The organism is Cryobacterium soli, assembly GCF_003611035.1.
GTDB lineage: Bacteria > Actinomycetota > Actinomycetes > Actinomycetales > Microbacteriaceae > Cryobacterium > Cryobacterium soli.
Genome location: NZ_CP030033.1, coordinates 3,340,673 through 3,360,649, shown reverse-complemented (window position 1 = coordinate 3,360,649; position 19,977 = coordinate 3,340,673). Strand labels below are relative to the sequence as shown.

Below are 19,977 nucleotides of genomic sequence, written 5' to 3'. Positions count from 1 at the left end.
TTCTTGATAGTGCGCTAGCATCGGCTGAACCAGCCAGACTGACCCCACCCCACCTGACAAGGACGTCGACAGTGACCATCACCTCGCCGCAGCGCGCATGAGTAGCTTTGGACCGCAGATCGAGGTGGCGATTGCCCGGGTGCGGGCGGATATCGCGCGGTTGCACGGGGAGCTGACCAGCAATGGTCTGGTCGTGTGGACTGGCGGGAATGTGTCGGGTCGGGTGCCGGGTGCGGACCTGTTCGTGATCAAGCCCAGTGGGGTGGATTACGCGGATCTGGCGCCGGAGAACATGATCCTGTGCGATCTGGACGGCGCTGTTGTTCCGGAGACGCCGGGTTCGGACCGGTCACCGTCCAGCGACACTGCCGCGCACGCGTATGTGTACCGGCACATGCCCGAGGTCGGCGGGGTGGTGCACACGCATTCCACCTACGCGACGGCGTGGGCGGCGCGCGGTGAGGAGATCCCGTGCGTGATCACGGCGATGGCTGATGAGTTCGGCGGTCCCATTCCGGTGGGCCGATTCGCGATCATCGGCGACGACACCATCGGGCAGGGCATCGTGGAGGCGTTGACGGGGCACCGCTCGCGTGCGGTGTTGATGCAGAACCATGGCCCGTTCACCATCGGCAAGGATGCCCGCGACGCCGTCAAGGCCGCCGTGATGGTCGAGGACGTCGCCCGCACCGTGCATCTGGCCCGTCAGGGCGGCAAGCTCATCCCGATCCCGCAGGACGCGATCGATTCCCTCTTCAACCGCTACCAGAACGTCTACGGACAAGCACCGCAAGGAGCACTCAAGTAATGACATCACCCACGAACACCCTCTCCACGAGCCTCGACGCCTACGAAGTGTGGTTCCTCACCGGAAGCCAGAACCTCTACGGCGAAGAAACGCTCAGGCAGGTTGCTGACCAGTCTCAGGAGATCGCTAGTGCCCTCGGGGCCTCCGCCGACGTGCCGGTCCGAATCGTGTGGAAGCCGGTCCTCAAGGACGCGGAGTCCATCCGCCGGGCCGCCCTGGACGCCAACAGTGATGACAACGTCATCGGGTTGATCGCGTGGATGCACACGTTCTCGCCGGCGAAGATGTGGATCGGTGGCCTCGACGCGCTCCGCAAGCCCCTGCTGCACCTGCACACGCAGGCGAACGTGGAGCTGCCGTGGGCCGAGATCGACTTCGATTTCATGAACCTGAACCAGGCCGCGCACGGTGACCGGGAGTTCGGCTACATCCAGACCCGTCTCGGTGTGTCGCGGAAGACCGTTGTCGGGCATGTGTCGAACCCGGCCGTGACCGCGTCGATCGGCACCTGGACGCGTGCTGCGGCCGGGTGGGCGGCGTCTCGGAGCATGAAGCTGGCCCGGTTCGGCGACAACATGCGTTACGTCGCGGTGACCGAGGGCGATAAGACCGAAGCGGAACTGCGGTTCGGCGTGCAGGTGAACACCTGGTCGGTCAACGAACTCGCCGACGCCGTGCACTCCGCCTCCGACGCGGACATTGATGCTCTCGTGGCCGAATACGAAACCCTCTACGACGTGGTCCCTGAGCTTCGGAAGGGCGGGGAGCGGCACGAGTCGCTGCGTTATGGCGCCGCGATCGAAATCGGGTTGAAGTCATTCCTGGAAGCGGGCGGCTTCAGCGCATTCACCACGAGCTTCGAAGACCTCGGCGCGCTCAAGCAGCTGCCCGGCCTGGCCGTGCAGCGCCTCATGGCGCAGGGCTACGGCTTCGGCGCCGAGGGCGACTGGAAGACCGCCATTCTCGTGCGTGTGGCCAGTGTCATGGGCGCGGGCCTGCCCGGCGGGGCGAGCCTGATGGAGGACTACACCTACGACCTCACCCCCGGCGCCGAACTCATCCTCGGCGCCCACATGCTCGAGGTCAACCCCGCCCTGTCCACGGCCAAGCCCACTCTGGAGATCCACCCGTTGGGCATCGGCGGCCGCGAAGACCCCGTACGCCTGGTCTTCAACGCCGACCCCGGCCCCGCCGTGGTCGTCGCGATGAGCGACATGCGCGACCGATTCCGCCTCGTCGCGAACGTCGTCGAGGTCGTCGAACCCACCGAGGCCCTGCCCAAGCTCCCGGTCGGCCGGGCCGTTTGGGCGCCCGAACCCGACTTCGCGACCTCCGCCGCAGCCTGGCTCACCGCCGGCGCCGCCCACCACACCGTCATGTCGACAGCCGTCGGCATCGAGGTGTTCCACGATTTCGCCGAGATAGCCCGCACCGAGCTCCTCGTGATCGATAAAACCACCACCCTGCGGGACTTCACCCGCGAGGTGCGCTGGAACCAGGCCTACTACCGCCTGGCGCAAGGCTTGTGACCCGCGGGCCCGCCTCAGGCGTCGGCGTGCACGACGCGGTTTCGGCCGTCGCGTTTAGCGATGTACATGCGCACGTCGGCGGCCCGCAGCAGCGCGGTGCTGGTGTCGCCGTCGGCGGGCGCCAGCGCCACGCCCAGGCTGACGGTGACGTGCAGCCCGGCGGATATCGGTGACCAGTCGTGCGAACACACGGCCACCCGCACCCGCTCGGACAGCTCGATGACCCGGGCCTCGGCCAGCGCGGGGAGGATCAGCAGGAACTCCTCCCCGCCCAGGCGGGCCGCGACGGCACCGGGCACCGCTGCGAGCGCATCCGTCAGAATGCGACCGAGCGCCCGCAGCACCTGGTCGCCCACCTCGTGCGACAGGGTGTCGTTGATGCTCTTGAAATGGTCCACGTCGAGCATGGCGATGGCCACCGGGCTGCCGCCCTCCCGGTGCAGCATGAGCAGCATGGTGAGGTGCTCGTCGACGAATCGGCGGTTGTGCAGGTCGGTGAGCGGGTCGCGCTCCGCCATCTCGCGGTACCGTTCACTCTCCTGACGTGACTCCGCGGTCTGGAACATAGCCTCGAGGATGCGCCCCTTGGCCTCGTTCTCGCTGGCGCTGAGCGCGATGGACTGGGCGTGGTAGCTCCGGTACGACTCGAACGCCGCCTGGAAGTCTTCCTTGGCCGCGTAGGTCTCCGCCTGTTCCCGGGTGACCTCGGTGGCCCAGCGCACCAGGCCGTGGGCTTCGCTCAGCGCCAGACACCGGTCGATGACTGCCTGGGCCTGATCGAAGTGACCCTGGGTGCGATACGTCTCGGCCAGGGTGACCAGCGCCGCAGCGATGCTGTCGGGGTGGTAGTCCACCGGTTTGGCCTCAAGGGCGGTTTCGAGGGTGGCCGCGGCCTCGTCGAGCCGGCCCGCCACCAGGTAGACCCGGGCGATGGTGTCGCGCGCGTACATGCCGATCGGGCGGTTGTTCAGCTGCGACAGCGCGATCAGGCTCTCCACGGCGGTCATCGCCTCGTCGTGGTTGTCCGCGAGGTACTCGGTGTAGGCGAGGTTGTTCAGAATTTGATAGCGGATGCTGGTCTCCGGGTCGTCGATGACCAGCCGGAGCGCCTCGTTGTAGCGTCTGCGCGCCTCGTCGAACGACCCCGCCGAGCCGAGGGCATCCGCCAGTGTCAGCCGGGCGGCCGCCCGCATCAGCGGCACCTCGGAGTCGTCGAGCAGACTGTTGGCCGCCACGGCGTGCTCGAGGGACAGTGCCCGGTCGCCAACGAGCTCGAAGATGGAGCCCAGCACCTCGTGACAGCGGGACTGGAGGGCCAGCTCGCCGTGCCGCTCCGCCCAGTCGAGCATGCGCTGCATCTCGACGGCGCCCTGGCGCGGATCGCCGCGGCGGGTGAGGATCGAGGCGATCTGCACCTCAAGGCGACGGCCCAGCACTCCGTGCACACCGATGTCGGACAGTTCGGCCAGCCACTCCTGGGCTACCTCGAGCGCCACGTCCTTGTCGATCCAGTATTGACGCTCGACCCAGGCCAAACGAGCCTCCGCCGAGCGGTTCCCCACCGTCGCCACCGCGATCACTCCCCCTGTTTCGCCCCAGCCTAGCCGCCGCCACAGGCCAACACCCCGGTGTTTCTCACCCAGTCCGGGTGATCCAGAACCTGCCTGTGTGATTACCGTGAAGAGCAGTCGAGGACTGTGACACGCTGCCCCCAGCGGCGGCAGGACCTCGGCCAGACGTTACCGAGAAAGGGTGCCGACCATGAGTTTCTGGTCTAGTTTCTGGGATTTCATCGGATTCTTCTTTTGGACATTCGTGTTCGTGTCCTACCTGTTCGCACTCTTCGCCGTGATCATCGACGTGTTCCGGGATCGCGAGCTCAACGGATGGCTGAAGGCTGTGTGGCTGATCTTCCTGGTCTTCGTACCGATCCTCACGGTGCTGGTCTACGTGATCGCGCGCGGGCGCGGTATGGCAGAGCGCCAGGCCAAGGCCGGCATGCAGGAGCGGGCAAGCACCGACGACTACATCCGTTCGGTCGCCGGCAGCAACCCAGCCCAGGACATCGCCCAGGCCAAGAACCTCCTGGACAGCGGCGCCATCACGCAGGGCGAGTACGCGGTTCTGAAGGACCGCGCGCTGGGCAACACTCAGGCGCGCTCAGATATCGTTTGACGACTCGAGGGCTGGTCGGGCCGCCAACCAGTTCTCGAGTTCCGGCGCCGGAACCGGCTGCGACATGAAGAACCCCTGGGCGAGGTCGCAGCCGTACCGGGCCAGTTCGTCGTACGCCACACCGCTTTCGACGCCTTCAGCCACCATGCGGAGGCCCAGACTGTGGGCCAGTTCGATGGTGGACGCCACGAGTGAGGAGGCGCGCGCGTCGCCGGCCATGGGGAGCACGAACGACCTGTCGAGTTTCAGTTCGTCGATGGGCAGGTCGCGGAGGTACGACAGCGAGCTGTAGCCGGTGCCGAAGTCGTCCACCGAGATCTGGATGCCCGCCTCGCGCAGCCGGAACAGCACGGCCCTGGCCCGGTCCCGGTCGCTCATCAGGAAGTCCTCGGTGATCTCCAGCATCAGCGACGAGGGCGGCAGCGCTCGGGCGGCGACCATGTCCGCGATCTCCTCCGGCAGATCCACGTCGACGAGGGAGCTGGCCGACATATTGACGGCGATGGGCAGCGTACGACCCTGAGCCTGCCAGAGCGCAGCCTGGTCGAGCGCCTTGGTGAGCACGATCCGGGTGAGGCTGTGCATCAGCCCCGATTCCTCGACGAGGTCGAGGAACTCCTCGGGCAGCAGCAGCCCCCGGGTCGGGTGCTGCCAGCGCACGAGCGCCTCCACTCCGATCACGGCGTTGCTCTGCATCTCGACCTTGGGCTGGTAGTACACCACCAGCTGGTCCTCGCTCAGCGCCGTGCGCAATTCCTGCAGGGTGCGCAGCCGGGTGTCCCCGTGGCTGTCGTCCTCTGAGCGGTACACGTGATGACCCAGCCGATTGGCCTTGGCCCGGTACATCGCCATATCGGCGCGGCGCAGCAGGTCGCTGAGGTCGTGCCCCTGCTCGGGAAACAGCGCGATGCCGATGCTCACGCTGGTCTGCACCGACAGGCCGTCGAGGGCGAATGTTGGGGCGAGCGCATCGCGCAGGCCCAGCGCCACGACGGTGGCCCCGGCCTCGCCGGCGCCGGCGAGCAGGATGGCGAACTCGTCGCCGCCGAGGCGGGCCAGCCGGGCATTCGGCGGCAGCGCCGCCGCCAGCCGGGCGCTCACCTGCACGAGCAGCCGGTCGCCCACGTCGTGGCCGAGGCTGTCGTTGACCTCCTTGAACCTGTCGAGGTCGAGCAGCATCAGGGCGCTGTGCCGCTGCCGGGCCGCGGTACGGCCGACGACGAGCAGCGCGGGCGCATCCGCGTAGAGGGCTCGCCGGTTGGGCAGGCCGGTCAGGTCGTCGGTGCGGGACTGCCGGCGCAGCATCCGCTGCCGGAATACCAGCGGGATCGCGGCGAGGGCCACGGTGAGGCCGGCCAGGATGACGGCGAGCACCGGCTGGGCCACCTGGGTGCCGAGCACGAGCACGCCCAGGCCCGAGGCGACGGCGACGGCCGGGACGAAGAGCGAGGGGGTCTTCGAGGTGCCGAGCGCGGGCCGGCTGTTCGGTCGCCCCGCCGCGTTGACCCACACGGCCATGAGCGCCAGGCCCAGCGCCCAGGCGGCGTCGAGGGGAAGACCGACCAGGTAGAGGCCGTCCACCTCTAGCAGCGCGTAGACGATGTCGGCCGCGGCGAACACCAGGAGACCGCCGACCAGGAAGGTCCAGCGGCGCCCGATGGTGAGCGCAGGGGCGGCGGCGATGCCGGCGACGGCGGCCACGAGGAGCAGGTCGAACACCGGGTACGCCACCGCGACTGCCGTGGCCAGAATCTCCGACTCGTCGACGGCCGACGAGAGCACCGGCCCGAGCAGCGCCGTGAGGATGGCGGCGGAACCGATGGCGCCGACGGCGCTGTCCAGGAGAACCGACCAGGCCAGTCCGCGCATCTGGCTGCGCACGAGCGCCACCAGGGCGGCGAGCATCAGCGGATAGAACAGGAGGTAACCCACGTCGGCCGGGGACGGGAACGGCAGTTCGCCGCCGGCGCTCATAGCCGTGACGTAGAAAGTGTCGGCGGCGGCGTTGAGCGTGACCGCAAGGGTGGCGAAGAGCACGTCTCCCCTGGCGAAGCCGGTGCGCACCGTGGCGACCCAGAACACCGCGACGGGGGCCCACTGGGTGAGTTCGCCCAACCAGGTGTCGACGAGGGGGTTCGGGCCGTCCCCGTGTAGCAGCAGCCCGATGGTGTACGCCGCGACGAGGGCGAACACGAGCCAGATCGGCCATCGCTCGCCGAGCCCGTGACCGTTCGCGCCCAGCCGGGGGATGCCCGCCCGGGCAGTGCCCGACCAAGCCGTGCCACGCCCGTTCACCCGCACGTGACTCCCCCTCATGTCTTCGCTCAGCCTAGCAACGGCCGGCGTCGACCGGGCTAGCGCGAGCGAGCGATCAGAGCGCGTACGAGGTCGAGCTGGGCGTCGTCGGCGAAGGCGCCGGACAGCCCAACGACGCTGGTGCCGGCAGCGAGGAACTCCGGAGCGTTGAGCGCGGTGACACCACCCGTGGCGATGAAGTTCGTCTCGGGGTATGGACCTTTCTGGGCTTTCACCCAGGCGGCGCCGAGAAGGGAGGCAGGGAACGCCTTGACCCAGCTGAGCCCAAGAGCGCGGGCCTGCAGGATCTCTGTGGCGGTGGCGATGCCCGGCAGGTGCGGGATGCCGCGGCGCACGCTCTCGGCCACGATCGCCGGGTCGAGTCCGGGTGAGACGGTGAAGGCGACGCCCACATTGGTGGCGGCGTCGAGCTGCTCCAGTGTGGTGACGGTGCCGGCGCCGATGACAAGTCCGCGTTCGGCGGCGGCATCCGCCACGGCCTGCAGCACGGGGACGGCGTCGCTGGTCTGGATCGGGATCTCGACGTGCTCGACGCCGGCGTCCCAGGCTCGCACCGACAGGCGCACGGCCTCGGCGGCGGACAGTCCGCGGAACACGGCGATCACGGGAACCCGGAAGAAGTCCCGGGGGAACCACTGGTCGGTGCTGAAGGGCTGGATGGTGCTGGCTGGTGCGGTCATGCGGGTCATCTCCTGAGGGCTGCGACGCGTTCGGCGTGTGCCGTGGCGTGTGTGTGATCGGTGGGTTCGTCGGCCGACATGCGCCGGCCGAGCCCGGGCCGGAAGTCTTCGCGACTGCCTAGCGCCCACGCGGCGCGGGAGTGGCCGCGTTCGAGTCGTTCGGCGGAGGGGGCCGCGAGTATCAGGCTGGACAGATAGCCTGCCGCGAAGGCGTCGCCGGCCCCCACGGGTTCGACGACCTCGACCCGGCGGGCCGGCACCACGGTGACGGTGTCGGTTTCGTCGGCGGCCAGGGCGTACTCGGTCGCGTCGATCGACGAGTCCTTCACGACCAGGTACGGCACGCCGGGCAGCAGGGCGCGCACGTCGGCGGCGGTGACGCAGCCCCAGAGCACGGCGGCCTCGTCGAGTCCGACGAGCACCACCGTGGCCTTGCCGGCCAGGGCGAGCAGACGCGGTGCGGCCTCCGCCACGGGCCAGAGGCCCGGACGGAAGTTGATGTCGAACGAGACAGAGACGCCCCATTCGGCGGCGTGCTCGAGCACGTGCTCCACGAGGGCGGAGCAGGACTCCGACAACGCGGGGGTGATGCCGGTGGTGTGCACCCACCGGGCGCCGGCCAGGGGCCAGCCGACGGCATCCGCGATCTTCAGCGTGGATGCCGCCGAGCCTTGGCGGTAGTAGAACACGTGGGCTCCACTACCGGTGTCGGGCTCCTTGAGGTAGAGCCCTGTTGGTGCATCGGATGAGCGGCCGACCCACCGGGTGTCGACACCGGCGCCGCGCAGCGCGGCGACGATCTTGCTGCCGACGGGGTCGGTGCCCACCGTGCTGGCCCAGGCCACAGTGTGGCCGAGCTCGGCCAGGTGCATGGCCACGTTGGACTCTGCGCCGCCGGTGCCCAGGGTGAAGGCACTGGCTTCGTCGAGCGGCAGCGATGTGGTGGGGGTGAACATACCCATGGTCTCGCCGAAGCACAGCACCGCGGGTGTCGTGTCGTGGTGGTCGCCCATCAGGTCACGGCCCCGATGTGCCACGGCACGAACTCTTCCTGGCCCACGTTGAACTCTTCGCTCACGGTCTGCTTGCCGCTGGCGACGGCGATGATCATGTCAAGAATCTCGGCGCCGACCTCGTCGACGCTCGCGTTGCCGTCGGCGATGCGGCCGGCGTCGATGTCGATGTCGTCGCCCTGGCGCAGGAACAGCTCGGTGTTGGTGCCCACCTTGATACTCGGGGTGGGCTTGCAGCCGAAGACCGAGCCGCGGCCGGTGGTGAAGACCACGACCGTGGCGCCGCCGGCGACGAGGCCGGTGACCGAGACCGGGTCATAGCCTGGGGTGTCCATGAACCCCAGGCCCCGGGTGTCGATCGGTTCGGCGTATTCGTACACGGCGGCGAGGTCGGCGTGGCCGGCCTTGGCCACGGCGCCCAGCGACTTCTCGAGAATGGTGCTGATGCCGCCGGCCTTGTTGCCCGGGGAGGGGTTGTTGTCCATGGTGCCGCCGTTGGCGTGGATGTAGGTCTCCCACCAGTCGATCCGCTCGATCAGCTTGTGACCCACGGCGGGTGTGACGGCGCGGGCGGTGAGCAGGTGCTCTGCCCCGTAGATCTCAGGGGTTTCGGCGAGAACGGATGTTCCGCCGTGCGCCACGAGAACGTCCGACGCCCAGCCGAGGGCCGGGTTGGCGGTGATGCCGGAGTAGCCGTCGGAGCCGCCGCAGTTGAGACCGAGCACGAGCTCGGAGATGTCGATGGGTTCGCGGTGGCGGGTGTTGATCTGCTCCGCCAGAGCGAGGATCTTCTCGACGCCCGCGGCGACGGTGGCGCGCATGCCGCCGGTCTCCTGGATCGAGAGGGACTCCACGACGGTGTCGCTGGGCAGGACTCCCTCGGCCAGAACCAGGCTGGTGGGGGTCATCTCGCAGCCGAGGCTGAGCATCAGCACACCGGCGATATTGGGGTGCCGGGCGTATCCGTTGAGGGTGCGGAGGAGTACCTGCGCGCCTTCGCTTTCCAGGACCAGGCCGCATCCGCTCTGGTGGGTGAGCGCGATGACGCCGTCGACGTTCTCGAACCTGTCGAGGGCGTCGCCGCGGAACCGGTCGGCGATGAGCTTGGCGGTGGTGCCGGAGCAGTTGACGGTGGTGAGGATTGCGATGTAGTTGCGGGTGCCGGCCCGGCCGTCGGCCCGGCGGAAGCCGTCGAAGAAGCGACGCTCGGCCGGCTTCGGCAGCTCGGTGTGCACGGTGCCGAACTCGTGGGTGCGGGCGGCGAGGTCCATGCCGATGTTCTGGCTGTGCACCTGCTCGCCGCGGTGGATCGGCGCCGTCGCGACGCCGATCGACTGGCCGTACTTGTGCACGGTGGAGCCGACGCTCATATCGGTGAGGGCGATCTTGTGGCCGCTCGGAACGAGCGTGGTGACGGTGAGGACGCCGTCGCCGACGGGAAGGGACTCGCCGGGGAGGAGGTCCCGGAGGGCGACTGCGACGTCGTCGCCCTCGGCCATGACCAGCACGGAGGTGCCGGTCGTGATGCTTTCAATGTGTGACATGAGAATCGATTCGTTAGGTGCTCTGGTTACTCAGGTGCGGTCGGCCCGGTTAGGACTGGCCGATGATGCCCTTTTCCCAACGGCCGGCTTCGAGGTCGAGGGCGATGGACGTGTACTTGTCGTCGGACAGGTTGTAGAGGAAGTAGACGATCACGGCGGCGGCGGCGAGGGCGAGGGCCGGGTAGAGGGTCATCACTGCCTTGATGCCGAAGAGGGTCTCCTCCGACTGGCTGGCTCCCTGAGCGATGTAGCCGGTGACGGCGAGCATCCCGGCGCCCACCAGGGCGGCGATGGACTGGGCGATCTTGCGGGAGAAGTTGAAGGCCGCGTAGGTCATGGTCTCTTTGCGCACCCCGGTGTGCCATTCGCCGTAGTCGATGGTGTCGGAGACGAAGGCCCAGGTGACGGCGTTCGGGATGGCCAGGGCCATGTAGCCGATGGTCACCAGGAGCATGAAGGTCCACAGGTTGGTGGGGATGATGAAGTTGAGACCGTTGGCGATGACGCCGATGATGAACCCGCCCATGGCGGTGCGCTTCTTGCCGAACCGGGCCACCAGGCGCGGCACGAACATGATGCCGATGATGGACGCGCCGATCATGACGAGGTTGAGGATCGGCTGCAGGGCGATGTTGCCGAGGTTGTACTGGGCGAAGAAGATCATCATCATGTTGTTCACGTTCATGGCGGAGATCGTGAAGAGGGTCATCAGCACCAGACCGAGGAGGGGACGGTTGGTGAAGATCGCCTTGGCGTAGTCCTTCATGCCGTTCTTCTCGAAGCCCACGGCGCGGTTGACGTAGACGCGTTCCTTGGTGCCGCGGTAGCAGACGTAGAAGGACGCGATGCCGATGAGGGCGAAGACCGCGGAGGCCCACATGTAGTTGGTGCCGGTCATGCCGCCGAACATCATCATGATCGGGATGAACGCGAAACCGCAGATCCACTGGGCGCCGAGCGAGCCGGCCTGCCGGGTGGTGGCGAGCTGCGCGCGGTCCTTGACGTGGCGGGTCATCACCGAGGCCAGTGACCCGTAGGGGTCGTTGGTGAAGGAGTAGATGAGGCCCCAGATGGCGTAGCTGCCGGCCGCGAAGGCGATCTTCCAGCCCATGGTGACGTCGGGCATCGTGAAGGTGACGACGGTCATCACGCCCAGGAGGATCGAGGAGATCATCATGACGGGGCGGAATTTGCCGCGCTTGCCGAACTTGCGGCTGTCGATGTAGGCGGCCGCGATCGGGTCCATGAACGCGTCGAAGATCTTGGCGAGGGAGAAGATCAGGGCCACGACGCCGGCGGCGATGCCGCAGGTGTCGATCCAGAACTTGGTCAGGTAGGACTGGCCCAGGTCGAACATGAACCCGTTGCCGAAGTCACCGAAGCCGTACGAGACCTTTTCCTTGGTGGAAATGCGCTCGATGACGGCGGGTGCGTCGATCGTGGTGGTGGAACCGGCCTGGCCGGCAGGGCCGGCGGAGGCGCCGACGTCAATACCATCGTGGATAGCCATGACTCACATACACTCTTTCAATTCTCGATATTCAGGCAGAACGGGTCGCATCGGTGCGGCTCGTCGTGGTGCGGGATAGCGGGTACTGCGGGACAGCGGATGGTGCGGTGGTGCGGAACGGCCGTTTAGAGGCCGAAGTAGGTGTGCGCGTTGTTGTACGAGATGTCCTCGACCATCCGGCCGAGGATCGCTTCGTCGTCGGGGACTTCGCCGAGTTCGACCCATTCGCCGATGAGCTCGCAGAGGATACGGCGGAAGTATTCGTGCCGCGGGTAGGAAAGGAAGCTGCGTGAGTCGGTGAGCATCCCGACGAAGTTCGACAGCAGGCTCCCGTCGGCGAAAGTCTGCAATTGCAGACGCATGCCGGAGCGGGTGTCGTTGTGCCACCAGGCGCTGCCGAGCTGCATCTTCTGCACGGTGTCCTTCTGGTACGAGCCCATCAGGGTCACCAACGGCAGGTAATCGTTGGGGTTGAGCGAGTAGAGCATGGTGCGCGGAATCGAGTCTTCGGACTCCATCGAGTCGAACAGCGCGGCCAGCGGTTCGGCGACGGGGCGGTCGTTCATCCCGTCGTAGCCGGTGTCGGGGCCGAGGATGTCGAGCATGCGCCGGTTGGTGTTGCGCAGGGCGTGCAGGTGCAGCTGCATGGTCCAGTTCTTCGCCGTGTACAGGCGCATCAACGCCTGTAGGATCGCGGTGCGGTACTGGGCGATCTGGGTGTCGCTGAGGGCGCCGCCGTCGATGGCCGCGGCGACGATGGTGTCGAGTTCGGCCTCGGTCGCTTCGGCGTACACGACGGTGTCGAGGGCGTGGTCGGACAGCCGGGCGCCCATGGAGTGGAAGAAGTCCACCCGGGCGGACAGGGCGGCGACGATGTCGGCGAAGGCACCGATCTTCACGCCGGCGGATGCGCCGAGGGTGACGAGATAGTCGGCGTAGCCGGCGGCGTGGATGTTGATGGCCTTGTCGGGGCGGAACGCCGGGACGACGGTGAAGGCCTTCTCGGTCTTCAGTAGTTCGTGCCAGTGCAGGTCGTCGGCCGGGTCATCCGTGGTGCAGATGGCCGTGACGTTGCTGGAACGGATCAGGCTGCGGCGGGAGAACCCGGCGGTGGCCAGCAGGGCGTTGGCGCGGTCGTAGACCTCACGGGCGGTCTCGCGGCTGAGTGCCAGGTCGATGTCGAAGAAGCGGCGCAGCTCCAGGTGGGTCCACACGTAGAGCGGGTTGCCGAGGGCCTTCTCCACGGTGCCGGCCCAGGCGTAGAACTTGTCGAAGTCGTCAGCGTCGCCGGTGATGAGGTTCTCCGGCACGCCGTTGGCGCGCATCAGGCGCCACTTGTAGTGGTCGCCCTTCAACCAGACCTCGGTGATGCTGGTGAAGTTCTCGTCTTCGTAGATCTCCTGCGGGTTCAGGTGACAGTGGAAATCGATGATGGGCATGTTCTTGGCGTGGTTGTGAAACAGCTTCTTCGCCATGTCGGTGCCGAGCAGGAAGTCGTCGTTGAGGAGCATGATCTGCGGTCCTTTTGTCGAGGGTGGGTGGTGCGGGTCAGGCGAGGACGGTGAGGTCGGCAAGGGTGGCGCGCACACCCCGGTCGCGGAGGCTGGTCAGCCCGGTGGAGACCTGTTCGACGAGACCGTCGAGAGCGCTGAGGTCGGTGCCCCACAGGGTGCTGTCGGCGAGGATCGTGACGACGTAGGCATCCGCATCACCGGCCGCTGCGGCGTAGGCCGCGTGGAAGGCCGCGATGGTCTCGGCACTGTCGACGGGGGTGACGGCGACACTCGGGTCGCCGCTGTAGGTGAGAAGGATCGCGGAAAGGGCAAGAGTGACGCGGGGCGGGAAGGTTTCGTGCGCAGCGTGGAAGTTCAGCAGGATCGGCAGCAGGCGGCTCTTGTACTTCGAGGCGCTGTTCAGGGCGATCGAGGCGAGTTCGTGGTGCATGAACGGGTTCTCGAAGCGCTCCTTGACCGACTCGGCATAGGCGGCGAGCTCGTCGTGCGGCAGGTCGAGCACGGGGATGATCTCTTCGTACATCTCCTCGTGCACGAGGGGGCCGAAGTCGGGGTCGAGCATGACATCGCGCACGGTTTCGACGCCGGCGAGGCGGGCGAGGGAGGCCATGGTGGTGTGCGGGGCGTTGAGCAGGAAGACCTTGCGCTCGCGGTACGGGGTCATGTCGTCGGTGACGGTGACGTTGAGGCCGGCCTTGGCCAGCGGCAGGGACTCGGCGAGGGAGGCTGGGCCTTCGAGCACCCAGAGCAGGAAGGGTTCGGCCTTGACGATCAGGCGGTCCTCGAAGCCGAACTCGGCGCACAGTTCGTCGGCCCGGTCCTTCGGGTAGCCGGGGACGATCCGGTCGACGAGGCTGGAGTAGAAGATGTTGCTCGTGTTGACCCAGGCGGTGAACGCGTCGCCGAGTTCCCAGTGCGCGGCGGTGGCGAGCACGGTTTCCTTGAGCTTGTCGCCGTTGTGCTCGATGAGCTCGCAGGGGATGAGCGTGAAGCCCTTCTTGCCCAGTTCGAAGCGCCGGTAGAGCAGCGCGGTCAGCTTGCCGGGGAAGCTGGCGTGCGGGGCGTCGGTGCGAAGGTCTGCTTCGCTGTAGACGATGCCGGACTCGGTGGTGTTGGAGAAGATGAACTCGATGTCGTCGTTCTCGGCCAGGGCCAGGTAGGCGTCGTAGTCGGTGTAGGGGTTGACCGTGCCGGTGACGACGGTCATGACCTCGTGCGACTGCACCTCTTCGCCGTCCTGCTTGCCCTCGAGCAGCACCGTGTAGAGGTTGTCCTGCTCCTCGAGCATGGCGACGAGGCCGCCGGCGAGCGGTTGCACGATGGTCACGCCGCCGTTGAAGAGGCCCTGCGTGTTCATCTGCTGCAGCTGCCAGTCCACGAACGCCCGCAGGAAGTTGCCCTCACCGAACTGGATCGCCCGGGTGGGCAGGGTGTCGCTGGGGTGGATGGTGCGGGTGAGTCGTTCCATGGTGTGGGTGTCCTCTGCGTTCTGGTGCGGCTGAGCGTTCGTGGGGGTGGTCGGCTCGTCGCGTGCGGGCTCTGATTCGACGCTGAGCGTGACGCCCATCCGGTGCTGGGCGCCGGGGGCGAGAACCCGGGCCTGGCCCTGCACGTTGCACGCTTCGACACACACGGTCTGGGTCCATTCCTCGTCCCCGAAGTCCCCCATCGCGGCGGCCTTGGTGCTGCCCGGGTTCCAGACCACGGTCTGGGCCGCATCCGTTTCGCCCACCAGGATGGTGCGGTGATTGCCCGCGTCCTCGATCGTGACCACCCGCGGCATGGGGTAGACCCGGTCGATCTCGGCGCCGGTGAAGGCCACCGGCAGGGCGGCCGAGGCGGTGACCGGCGGGGAGACCGTGCGGTCGAGGTAGGGCAGGTCCTGCAGGCCGAGCAGGGTGGTGCGGCGGGCGTCGGCCACCGCGAAGTAGGTGTGGAAGGCCGTCTCCACCGAGACGGGGGCGGCACCGTCGTTGCGTACCGTGAGAGCGAGGGCGAGGGTGGCGCCGATCCGCACGGTGTAGCGCAGGGAAACGGGCTGGGCCGTGCCGGTGGAATCCCGGTGCGCGCCGGCCAGTTCAAAAGTGAGCAGGGCATCCGGGCCCTCGAGGGCGGCGGCAGTGAGGGCCCACGGGGAGATGCGAGCCCAACCGTGGTTGGGCGCGGTGGCGTCTGTCAGGTTGGGGCCGAACCACGGGAAGCAGACCGGGATGCCGCCGCGGAGGGCCGCCGTAGGGGTGAAGGCGCCGCTCTCGCTCATCCACAGCACGGGCTTCTGGCCGGCGGGCGTCCACTCGGCGACGTGGGCGCCATGCAGGTAGACCAGGGCCGTGGCAGCGGGGAGGGACACCTCGACGGCCGGCAGGTCGCCCCGGGCCGTCACCAGGCGGATGCCCGACGGCAGGGTTACGACACCTGTCACCGGTTCGTTCTCGGTTGCCTTCATGTTTCCTCCTCGTTGAGAATCAGCTTGTGAACTTCTCACTGTTCCGTCTGGCAGAATGCAAGTCCGCCACATGAACTCACCATAACCACGTTCAGTTTCGGTCCGCAACTTGCGGACAGCCTCAATCCCCCTCAGACCCCAACTAGGGGCACGAATCTGACGGATCCGAATTTGTCAAGGGTCCGACGACATTGAATTCCGAGAGGCGGACCGCTGAACCGTACACAAATTCCACAACCGTGGTTGACTGTCCGTAAGACAGAACGCCGGATCATCGGTGACAGCACAGAGGCAGGACACATGGGACCTTCGTTAACCAGCGACCTCGAAGGCGCGAGCGCGCCCGCGACCACCGCCAAGGACAACGCGGCCCAGAAACTGCTGAGGGTGCTCGAGGCCGTGTCGAACCCCGGCGACGCCCACCGGCTCAGCGATCTGGTCAAGGAGACCGGGCTCGCCAAGACCAGCGTGTTCCGCCTGCTGTCTGAACTGATCGACAGCGGGTACGTGGCCCGCCGGCCCGACGGAAGCTACGCACCCGGGCGGGCGCTGCGCCTGCTCGCTCTCAAGCTCACGGCCGCGCCCGACGACTCAGACCTGATCGGTGACCGGCTGCGGCGCCTGCAGGCGGACGTTCACAGCACCATCCACTTCGCCCTGCGCACCGGCGACTATGCCACCTATGTGGAGAAGATCGAGGACACCGCGCAGCCCATCCAGATCGCCTCGCGGGTGGGCGCGCAGATTCCACTGCACTCCACCGCCATCGGCAAGGCGATCCTGGCGCACCTCCCCGAGAGCGAGGTGCGCAGCTATGCGGCGCGCACCGGACTGCACACGCGCACCGAGTACACCATCACCGACGTGGCCGGGTTGCTCGCCGACGGCCGGCTGGTGCGCAACCGCGGGTTCTCCATCGACGACCAGGAGAACGAGGAGCACATCCGCTGCATGGCCGTGCCGGTCTTCGACACACAGCAGCACCTCATCGGTGGCATCGGCATCACGACCATCGCTCCCCTGGTTCCCCGGGAGAAGCTCGAGGCGTACGCGCCCCTGCTGATGACCGCGGCGCGCGACGTGATGACGCTGCTCTAGCGTCATAGTTCCGAGCGGTGCCGTGCCGGATAGTCAGTCAGTGTCAGTCAGTGCCGGTCGTGGCCGGCGAGCCGAGCACGCGGCGCGGGCCGGAGCCGTCCGTACGCAACCGGTCCTCCGAGTTCAGCACCGCGCACCGCGATTGCGACAGGCAGCCGCAGCCGATGCAGCCGGTCAACTCCGCCTGCATCCGTTCGAGCACCGCCTGCTGACGTTTGAGGTGCTCGCCCCAGGTAGCCGAGATCGTGCCCCACTCGGCGCGGCTGGGCGGACGGCCGTCGGGCAGATCACTGAGCATGTCGGCCACCTCTGCCAGGGCGATGCCGTATCGCACGGAAACCTGGATCAGCGCGATGCGGCGTAGAACGTGCCGGGGAAACATCCGAGCATTGGCGCTGGAGCGCACCGCGGGGATGAGTCCGAGCGTCTCGTAGTAGCGAATCGTGGACACGGGCACGCCGGCACGGGCCGCCACTTGGCCGATCGGCAGGAGATCGTGGCTGGATAAGTGCTCTGACACGGACATTCTCCTTGATCTCAAGTGCACTTGAGACGATAGCGTAAACAAATGACCGCATACACGCTTCCCCAGCTGACCTACGATTACGCCGCCCTCGAGCCTGCTATCAGCGGGCGCATCATGGAACTCCACCACAGCAAGCACCACCAGGCCTACGTGACCGGTGCGAACACCGCGCTGGACCAGCTCGCCGAAGCGCGCGAGTCGGGCAACCTGACCTTCGTCAACAAGCTGCAGAAGGACCTGGCGTTCAACCTCGGCGGCCACGTCAACCATTCCATCTTCTGGACGAACATGTCCCCGAACGGCGGGGACAAGCCCACCGGCGAGCTCGCTGCGGCGATCGACGACACCTTCGGCTCGTTCGAGAAGTTCCAGGCGCACTTCACGGCCGTCGCCATGGGCGTTCAGGGCTCCGGCTGGTCGATCCTCGCGTGGGACACCCTGGGCCAGCAGCCCGTCATCGTGCAGCTCTACGACCAGCAGGGCAACCTCCCCGCCGGCATCGTTCCGCTGCTCATGCTCGACGTGTGGGAGCACGCCTACTACCTCGACTACCAGAATGTTCGCGCTGACTACGTGAAAGCGTTCTGGACGGTCACCGACTGGGCCAACGTCTCGGCTCGCTTCGAGAAGGCACGCGACACGACCTCGGGCCTGATCACGCTCTAAGTCACAACGTTGAAGGGGTGCCCGGCCAGTCGCCGGGCGCCCCTTTGTCATTCCGGTTCGCAGATGCCAGCGTCCCCGACCGCTCCCTCCCGTTGCGGCATGGGCGGCACCTGTCTAGCGTTGGTTTTGCTGATCAACCGCAGTTCGAGCAAGCGCAGAGAGGACCGACGATGCCCGCATCCGAGGAAATGCCTTCGACCATCGCTCGTTCGCCCCAGCACGCCCAGGAGATCTGGGCCAAGGCCCACGATGCCGCCGTCGAGACTTACGGCGAGGGTGAGCGCGCCCACCGCACGGCCTTTGCCGCGCTCAAGCACTCCTACGAGAAGGTCGGCGACCGCTGGGAGGAGAAGGCTGAGCCAGGACCCTCCGACGACAAGGCAGCCGGCGGTGTCGGCACCCGCGCCCACACCCAGGAAGGCGTGAACGCCAACGCACCCAAGACGCACCTGGTCGATGTGGCGCGGAAGCTGGAGATCCGCGGGCGGTCGACGATGACCAAGGACGAGCTTGTAGAGGCCATCAAGAAGGAGAACGCCAAGCGCACGAGGGCCGCGGCGGGGTAGGACCTCAGAACGGCGGCGCGGTATCGGTGTCGGGTGGTGATACTGGAGGCGGAGACGGTTCAGTCCCGGGCGGGTTCAGCGCGGCGCGGACGAGGTCGTGGGCGCGGGGGTTTGTGTAGGTCTTGCCGCCGGGGCTGGTCCAGGTGAGGGTGCCGTCTGGCGCTTGGCGGGTGGTGAAGCTGCTTTGGTGTTTGAGCCTGTGGTCGGGTCGGCAGAGGCTGACGAGGTTGTCGGCGCTGGTGGTTCCGCCGGCGTTCCAGGCTTGGGTGTGGTCGATTTCGCTATGGACGGCTTGCCGGTTGCAGCCGGGTCTTTGGCAGGTGTTGTCTCGGATCTGCACGTACCGGCGAAGATCGGCCGGTGGGGTGTACGAGTCGCGGTCGACGGAGAGGATGGTCCCGGTGTGCGGATGGGTGAGGATGCGGGTGAAACTCGTCGCTGTGCCGGTGAGCCGTCGGGCGGTTTCGAGGTCGATGGGCCCGTAACCGTCGAGGATCGCCGGTTGGTCGCTCTGGCCGAGGAGGGTGAGGACCGGGACGGTGATGTTCACGGTGCCGCGGATCCCTCGGCCGAGTTTCCCATCGGCGCCGATGCCGTCCAGCAGCAGGTCGCGGTAGGTGTCGGCGCGGCGCTGGTCGCGGGTGCGGCGGACGGTAGCGTCGGGCCGCGGCGCGGTGAACGCAGCGCCGGGCGCGGCGCCGGGCGCGGCGCCGGGCGCGGCGCCGGGCGCGGCGCCGGTGGTCTCGCTGGTCGTGACGTCGGCTTCTGCGTCGTCGGTGAGGGTCTTGGCGATCTGGGTGAGGCGTTCGTAGATCGCCTGGGCTTCGTCGGCCTTGAGGTACGCGTTCAACCACGACATCCCGTTGATGTCGGGCCGGAGCACCACCCGGCGTTCGCGCACACCTGCATCGACCCGGTCTTGCAGTGGGATGGGATGGAGGGAGTCCAGGAGTTCCCGGGCGACCTTGGCGAACTTGCCCGGGGTGAGCTTCTCCGCCGCCGTCAAGGTCATATCCTCGAGCTGGGGCAGTACGTGCTCCGGCAGGTCGATAGGGAGGGCGACGGTGACGTCGAGCATCTTCATCACGTGGTTCCAGCTGATCCGCCCCTCACCCAGTGCCCGGTGGAACCGGGGGAACTGTTCGAGGAGCCGGGCGGCTTCGAAGATCATGGTGCCCGCGGTCTGGAAATGCATCCGCAACGCACAACCGACCTCGGCAGCCATCGCCCGACGGGCCAGTTCCTCGTCGTCCCAGGCCGGGCCGTGTTTCTGGGTGTCGGGGTCGTCCCGGCCGGACTCGATCGGGTCACCGGCGAGGCCGGCGATGATCCACCGGTCGTGTCCGAGCCGGTCCAGCTCCGCCAGCAAACGGGTGCGCTCGGCGTACGCGGCGGCGATGACCTTCGCGTTCTCGATCAGCGGGTCGATGACCTGGCTGATGGCTTCGGCGACCGGGTCGGCATAATCGTCCAGCTCGTCGGCAGCGCCGGCCGTGGCGGAGTGTCCGGTGAGGCGTCCGGCATCATCCGGGGTGTCATCCGGGGTGCTGTCTGGTGTGGCATTCGAGGTGGCCATAGGGACAGTG

Annotated in this window: 16 protein-coding genes; 6 read left to right on the top strand and 10 right to left on the bottom strand. The window is 67.4% G+C overall.

Annotation, left to right across the window (positions count from 1 at the left end):
- Positions 1-97 precede the first annotated feature (97 nt).
- Together DOE79_RS15535 and araA are read left to right on the top strand one after the other, a co-directional pair.
- Positions 98-808 carry an L-ribulose-5-phosphate 4-epimerase gene (locus DOE79_RS15535; protein ID WP_120339291.1) on the top strand — a complete coding sequence of 237 codons (711 nt, stop codon included), beginning with the start codon at positions 98-100 and terminating at the stop codon, positions 806-808.
- Positions 808-2,337 carry an L-arabinose isomerase gene (gene araA / locus DOE79_RS15530; protein ID WP_120339290.1) on the top strand — a complete coding sequence of 510 codons (1,530 nt, stop codon included), beginning with the start codon at positions 808-810 and terminating at the stop codon, positions 2,335-2,337. Before DOE79_RS15535 ends, araA begins: the two co-directional genes overlap by 1 nt.
- Before the next feature lie 14 nt (positions 2,338-2,351).
- On the opposite strand, the gene DOE79_RS15525 is transcribed toward araA, so the two are convergent.
- The gene (locus tag DOE79_RS15525; protein WP_120339289.1) at positions 2,352-3,917 is read right to left on the bottom strand and encodes a GGDEF domain-containing protein; all 1,566 of its coding nucleotides are present in this window, start codon (positions 3,915-3,917) and stop codon (positions 2,352-2,354) included.
- Between the two features lie 181 nt (positions 3,918-4,098).
- On the opposite strand from DOE79_RS15525, the gene DOE79_RS15520 reads away from it, so the two are divergent.
- A complete protein-coding gene (locus DOE79_RS15520; protein ID WP_120339288.1) occupies positions 4,099-4,512 on the top strand; it encodes a PLDc N-terminal domain-containing protein in 414 nt (137 codons plus the stop codon).
- On the opposite strand, the gene DOE79_RS15515 is transcribed toward DOE79_RS15520, so the two are convergent.
- From DOE79_RS15515 to DOE79_RS15485, 7 genes are all read right to left on the bottom strand, one after another.
- Positions 4,498-6,828, bottom strand: coding sequence for a putative bifunctional diguanylate cyclase/phosphodiesterase (locus DOE79_RS15515; RefSeq protein ID WP_120339287.1), 2,331 nt, complete (start codon positions 6,826-6,828; stop codon positions 4,498-4,500). The genes DOE79_RS15520 and DOE79_RS15515 overlap by 15 nt on opposite strands.
- A 38-nt stretch (positions 6,829-6,866) precedes the next feature.
- Complete coding sequence (locus DOE79_RS15510; RefSeq protein ID WP_120339286.1) at positions 6,867-7,508, bottom strand: bifunctional 4-hydroxy-2-oxoglutarate aldolase/2-dehydro-3-deoxy-phosphogluconate aldolase; 642 nt, start codon at positions 7,506-7,508, stop codon at positions 6,867-6,869.
- 5 nt (positions 7,509-7,513) lie between these two features.
- Entirely contained in the window at positions 7,514-8,545 is a 1,032-nt protein-coding gene (locus DOE79_RS15505; protein ID WP_245976973.1) for a sugar kinase, read from the bottom strand.
- Entirely contained in the window at positions 8,521-10,065 is a 1,545-nt protein-coding gene (locus DOE79_RS15500) for a UxaA family hydrolase (RefSeq protein ID WP_120339284.1), read from the bottom strand. The genes DOE79_RS15505 and DOE79_RS15500 overlap by 25 nt, the downstream gene beginning before the upstream one ends.
- Before the next feature lie 49 nt (positions 10,066-10,114).
- A complete protein-coding gene (locus DOE79_RS15495; RefSeq protein ID WP_120339283.1) occupies positions 10,115-11,575 on the bottom strand; it encodes a glycoside-pentoside-hexuronide (GPH):cation symporter in 1,461 nt (486 codons plus the stop codon).
- Between the two features lie 125 nt (positions 11,576-11,700).
- Entirely contained in the window at positions 11,701-13,086 is a 1,386-nt protein-coding gene (uxaC, locus tag DOE79_RS15490) for a glucuronate isomerase (protein ID WP_120339282.1), read from the bottom strand.
- 37 nt (positions 13,087-13,123) lie between these two features.
- Positions 13,124-15,535 (bottom strand): tagaturonate reductase, encoded by a 2,412-nt coding sequence (locus tag DOE79_RS15485; RefSeq protein WP_162942791.1) that lies wholly within the window; start codon positions 15,533-15,535, stop codon positions 13,124-13,126.
- A 300-nt stretch (positions 15,536-15,835) separates the two neighbouring features.
- Here DOE79_RS15485 and DOE79_RS15480 point away from each other — a divergent pair, with 300 nt between their 5' ends.
- Complete coding sequence (locus tag DOE79_RS15480; RefSeq protein ID WP_120339280.1) at positions 15,836-16,633, top strand: IclR family transcriptional regulator; 798 nt, start codon at positions 15,836-15,838, stop codon at positions 16,631-16,633.
- Between the two features lie 43 nt (positions 16,634-16,676).
- Here the strand turns inward: DOE79_RS15480 and soxR are convergent, their stop codons facing one another.
- Positions 16,677-17,153 (bottom strand): redox-sensitive transcriptional activator SoxR, encoded by a 477-nt coding sequence (gene soxR / locus DOE79_RS15475; RefSeq protein ID WP_245976972.1) that lies wholly within the window; start codon positions 17,151-17,153, stop codon positions 16,677-16,679.
- A gap of 48 nt (positions 17,154-17,201) precedes the next feature.
- Between soxR and DOE79_RS15470 the strand changes: the two genes are divergently transcribed.
- Positions 17,202-17,825 carry a superoxide dismutase gene (locus DOE79_RS15470; RefSeq protein ID WP_120339278.1) on the top strand — a complete coding sequence of 208 codons (624 nt, stop codon included), beginning with the start codon at positions 17,202-17,204 and terminating at the stop codon, positions 17,823-17,825.
- Positions 17,826-17,995: 170 nt separating this feature from the next.
- Positions 17,996-18,391, top strand: coding sequence for a ChaB family protein (locus tag DOE79_RS15465; protein WP_120339277.1), 396 nt, complete (start codon positions 17,996-17,998; stop codon positions 18,389-18,391).
- Between the two features lie 4 nt (positions 18,392-18,395).
- Here DOE79_RS15465 and DOE79_RS15460 read toward each other — a convergent pair whose 3' ends face one another.
- Entirely contained in the window at positions 18,396-19,967 is a 1,572-nt protein-coding gene (locus DOE79_RS15460) for an HNH endonuclease signature motif containing protein (RefSeq protein WP_162942790.1), read from the bottom strand.
- Between the last annotated feature and the right edge of the window lie 10 nt (positions 19,968-19,977).

What these genes read in the sequence shown, in the direction of transcription:
- DOE79_RS15465 (WP_120339277.1), top strand. Translation starts at nt 17,996, where the DNA reads ATGCCCGCATCCGAGGAAATGCCTTCGACCATCGCTCGTTCGCCCCAG.
- DOE79_RS15460 (WP_162942790.1), bottom strand. Translation starts at nt 19,967, where the DNA reads ATGGCCACCTCGAATGCCACACCAGACAGCACCCCGGATGACACCCCG.
- DOE79_RS15500 (WP_120339284.1), bottom strand. Translation starts at nt 10,065, where the DNA reads ATGTCACACATTGAAAGCATCACGACCGGCACCTCCGTGCTGGTCATG.
- DOE79_RS15520 (WP_120339288.1), top strand. Translation starts at nt 4,099, where the DNA reads ATGAGTTTCTGGTCTAGTTTCTGGGATTTCATCGGATTCTTCTTTTGG.
- DOE79_RS15510 (WP_120339286.1), bottom strand. Translation starts at nt 7,508, where the DNA reads ATGACCGCACCAGCCAGCACCATCCAGCCCTTCAGCACCGACCAGTGG.
- araA (WP_120339290.1), top strand. Translation starts at nt 808, where the DNA reads ATGACATCACCCACGAACACCCTCTCCACGAGCCTCGACGCCTACGAA.
- DOE79_RS15495 (WP_120339283.1), bottom strand. Translation starts at nt 11,575, where the DNA reads ATGGCTATCCACGATGGTATTGACGTCGGCGCCTCCGCCGGCCCTGCC.
- DOE79_RS15515 (WP_120339287.1), bottom strand. Translation starts at nt 6,828, where the DNA reads ATGAGGGGGAGTCACGTGCGGGTGAACGGGCGTGGCACGGCTTGGTCG.
- DOE79_RS15470 (WP_120339278.1), top strand. Translation starts at nt 17,202, where the DNA reads ATGACCGCATACACGCTTCCCCAGCTGACCTACGATTACGCCGCCCTC.
- uxaC (WP_120339282.1), bottom strand. Translation starts at nt 13,086, where the DNA reads ATGCTCCTCAACGACGACTTCCTGCTCGGCACCGACATGGCGAAGAAG.
- DOE79_RS15480 (WP_120339280.1), top strand. Translation starts at nt 15,836, where the DNA reads ATGGGACCTTCGTTAACCAGCGACCTCGAAGGCGCGAGCGCGCCCGCG.
- DOE79_RS15485 (WP_162942791.1), bottom strand. Translation starts at nt 15,535, where the DNA reads ATGAAGGCAACCGAGAACGAACCGGTGACAGGTGTCGTAACCCTGCCG.
- DOE79_RS15535 (WP_120339291.1), top strand. Translation starts at nt 98, where the DNA reads ATGAGTAGCTTTGGACCGCAGATCGAGGTGGCGATTGCCCGGGTGCGG.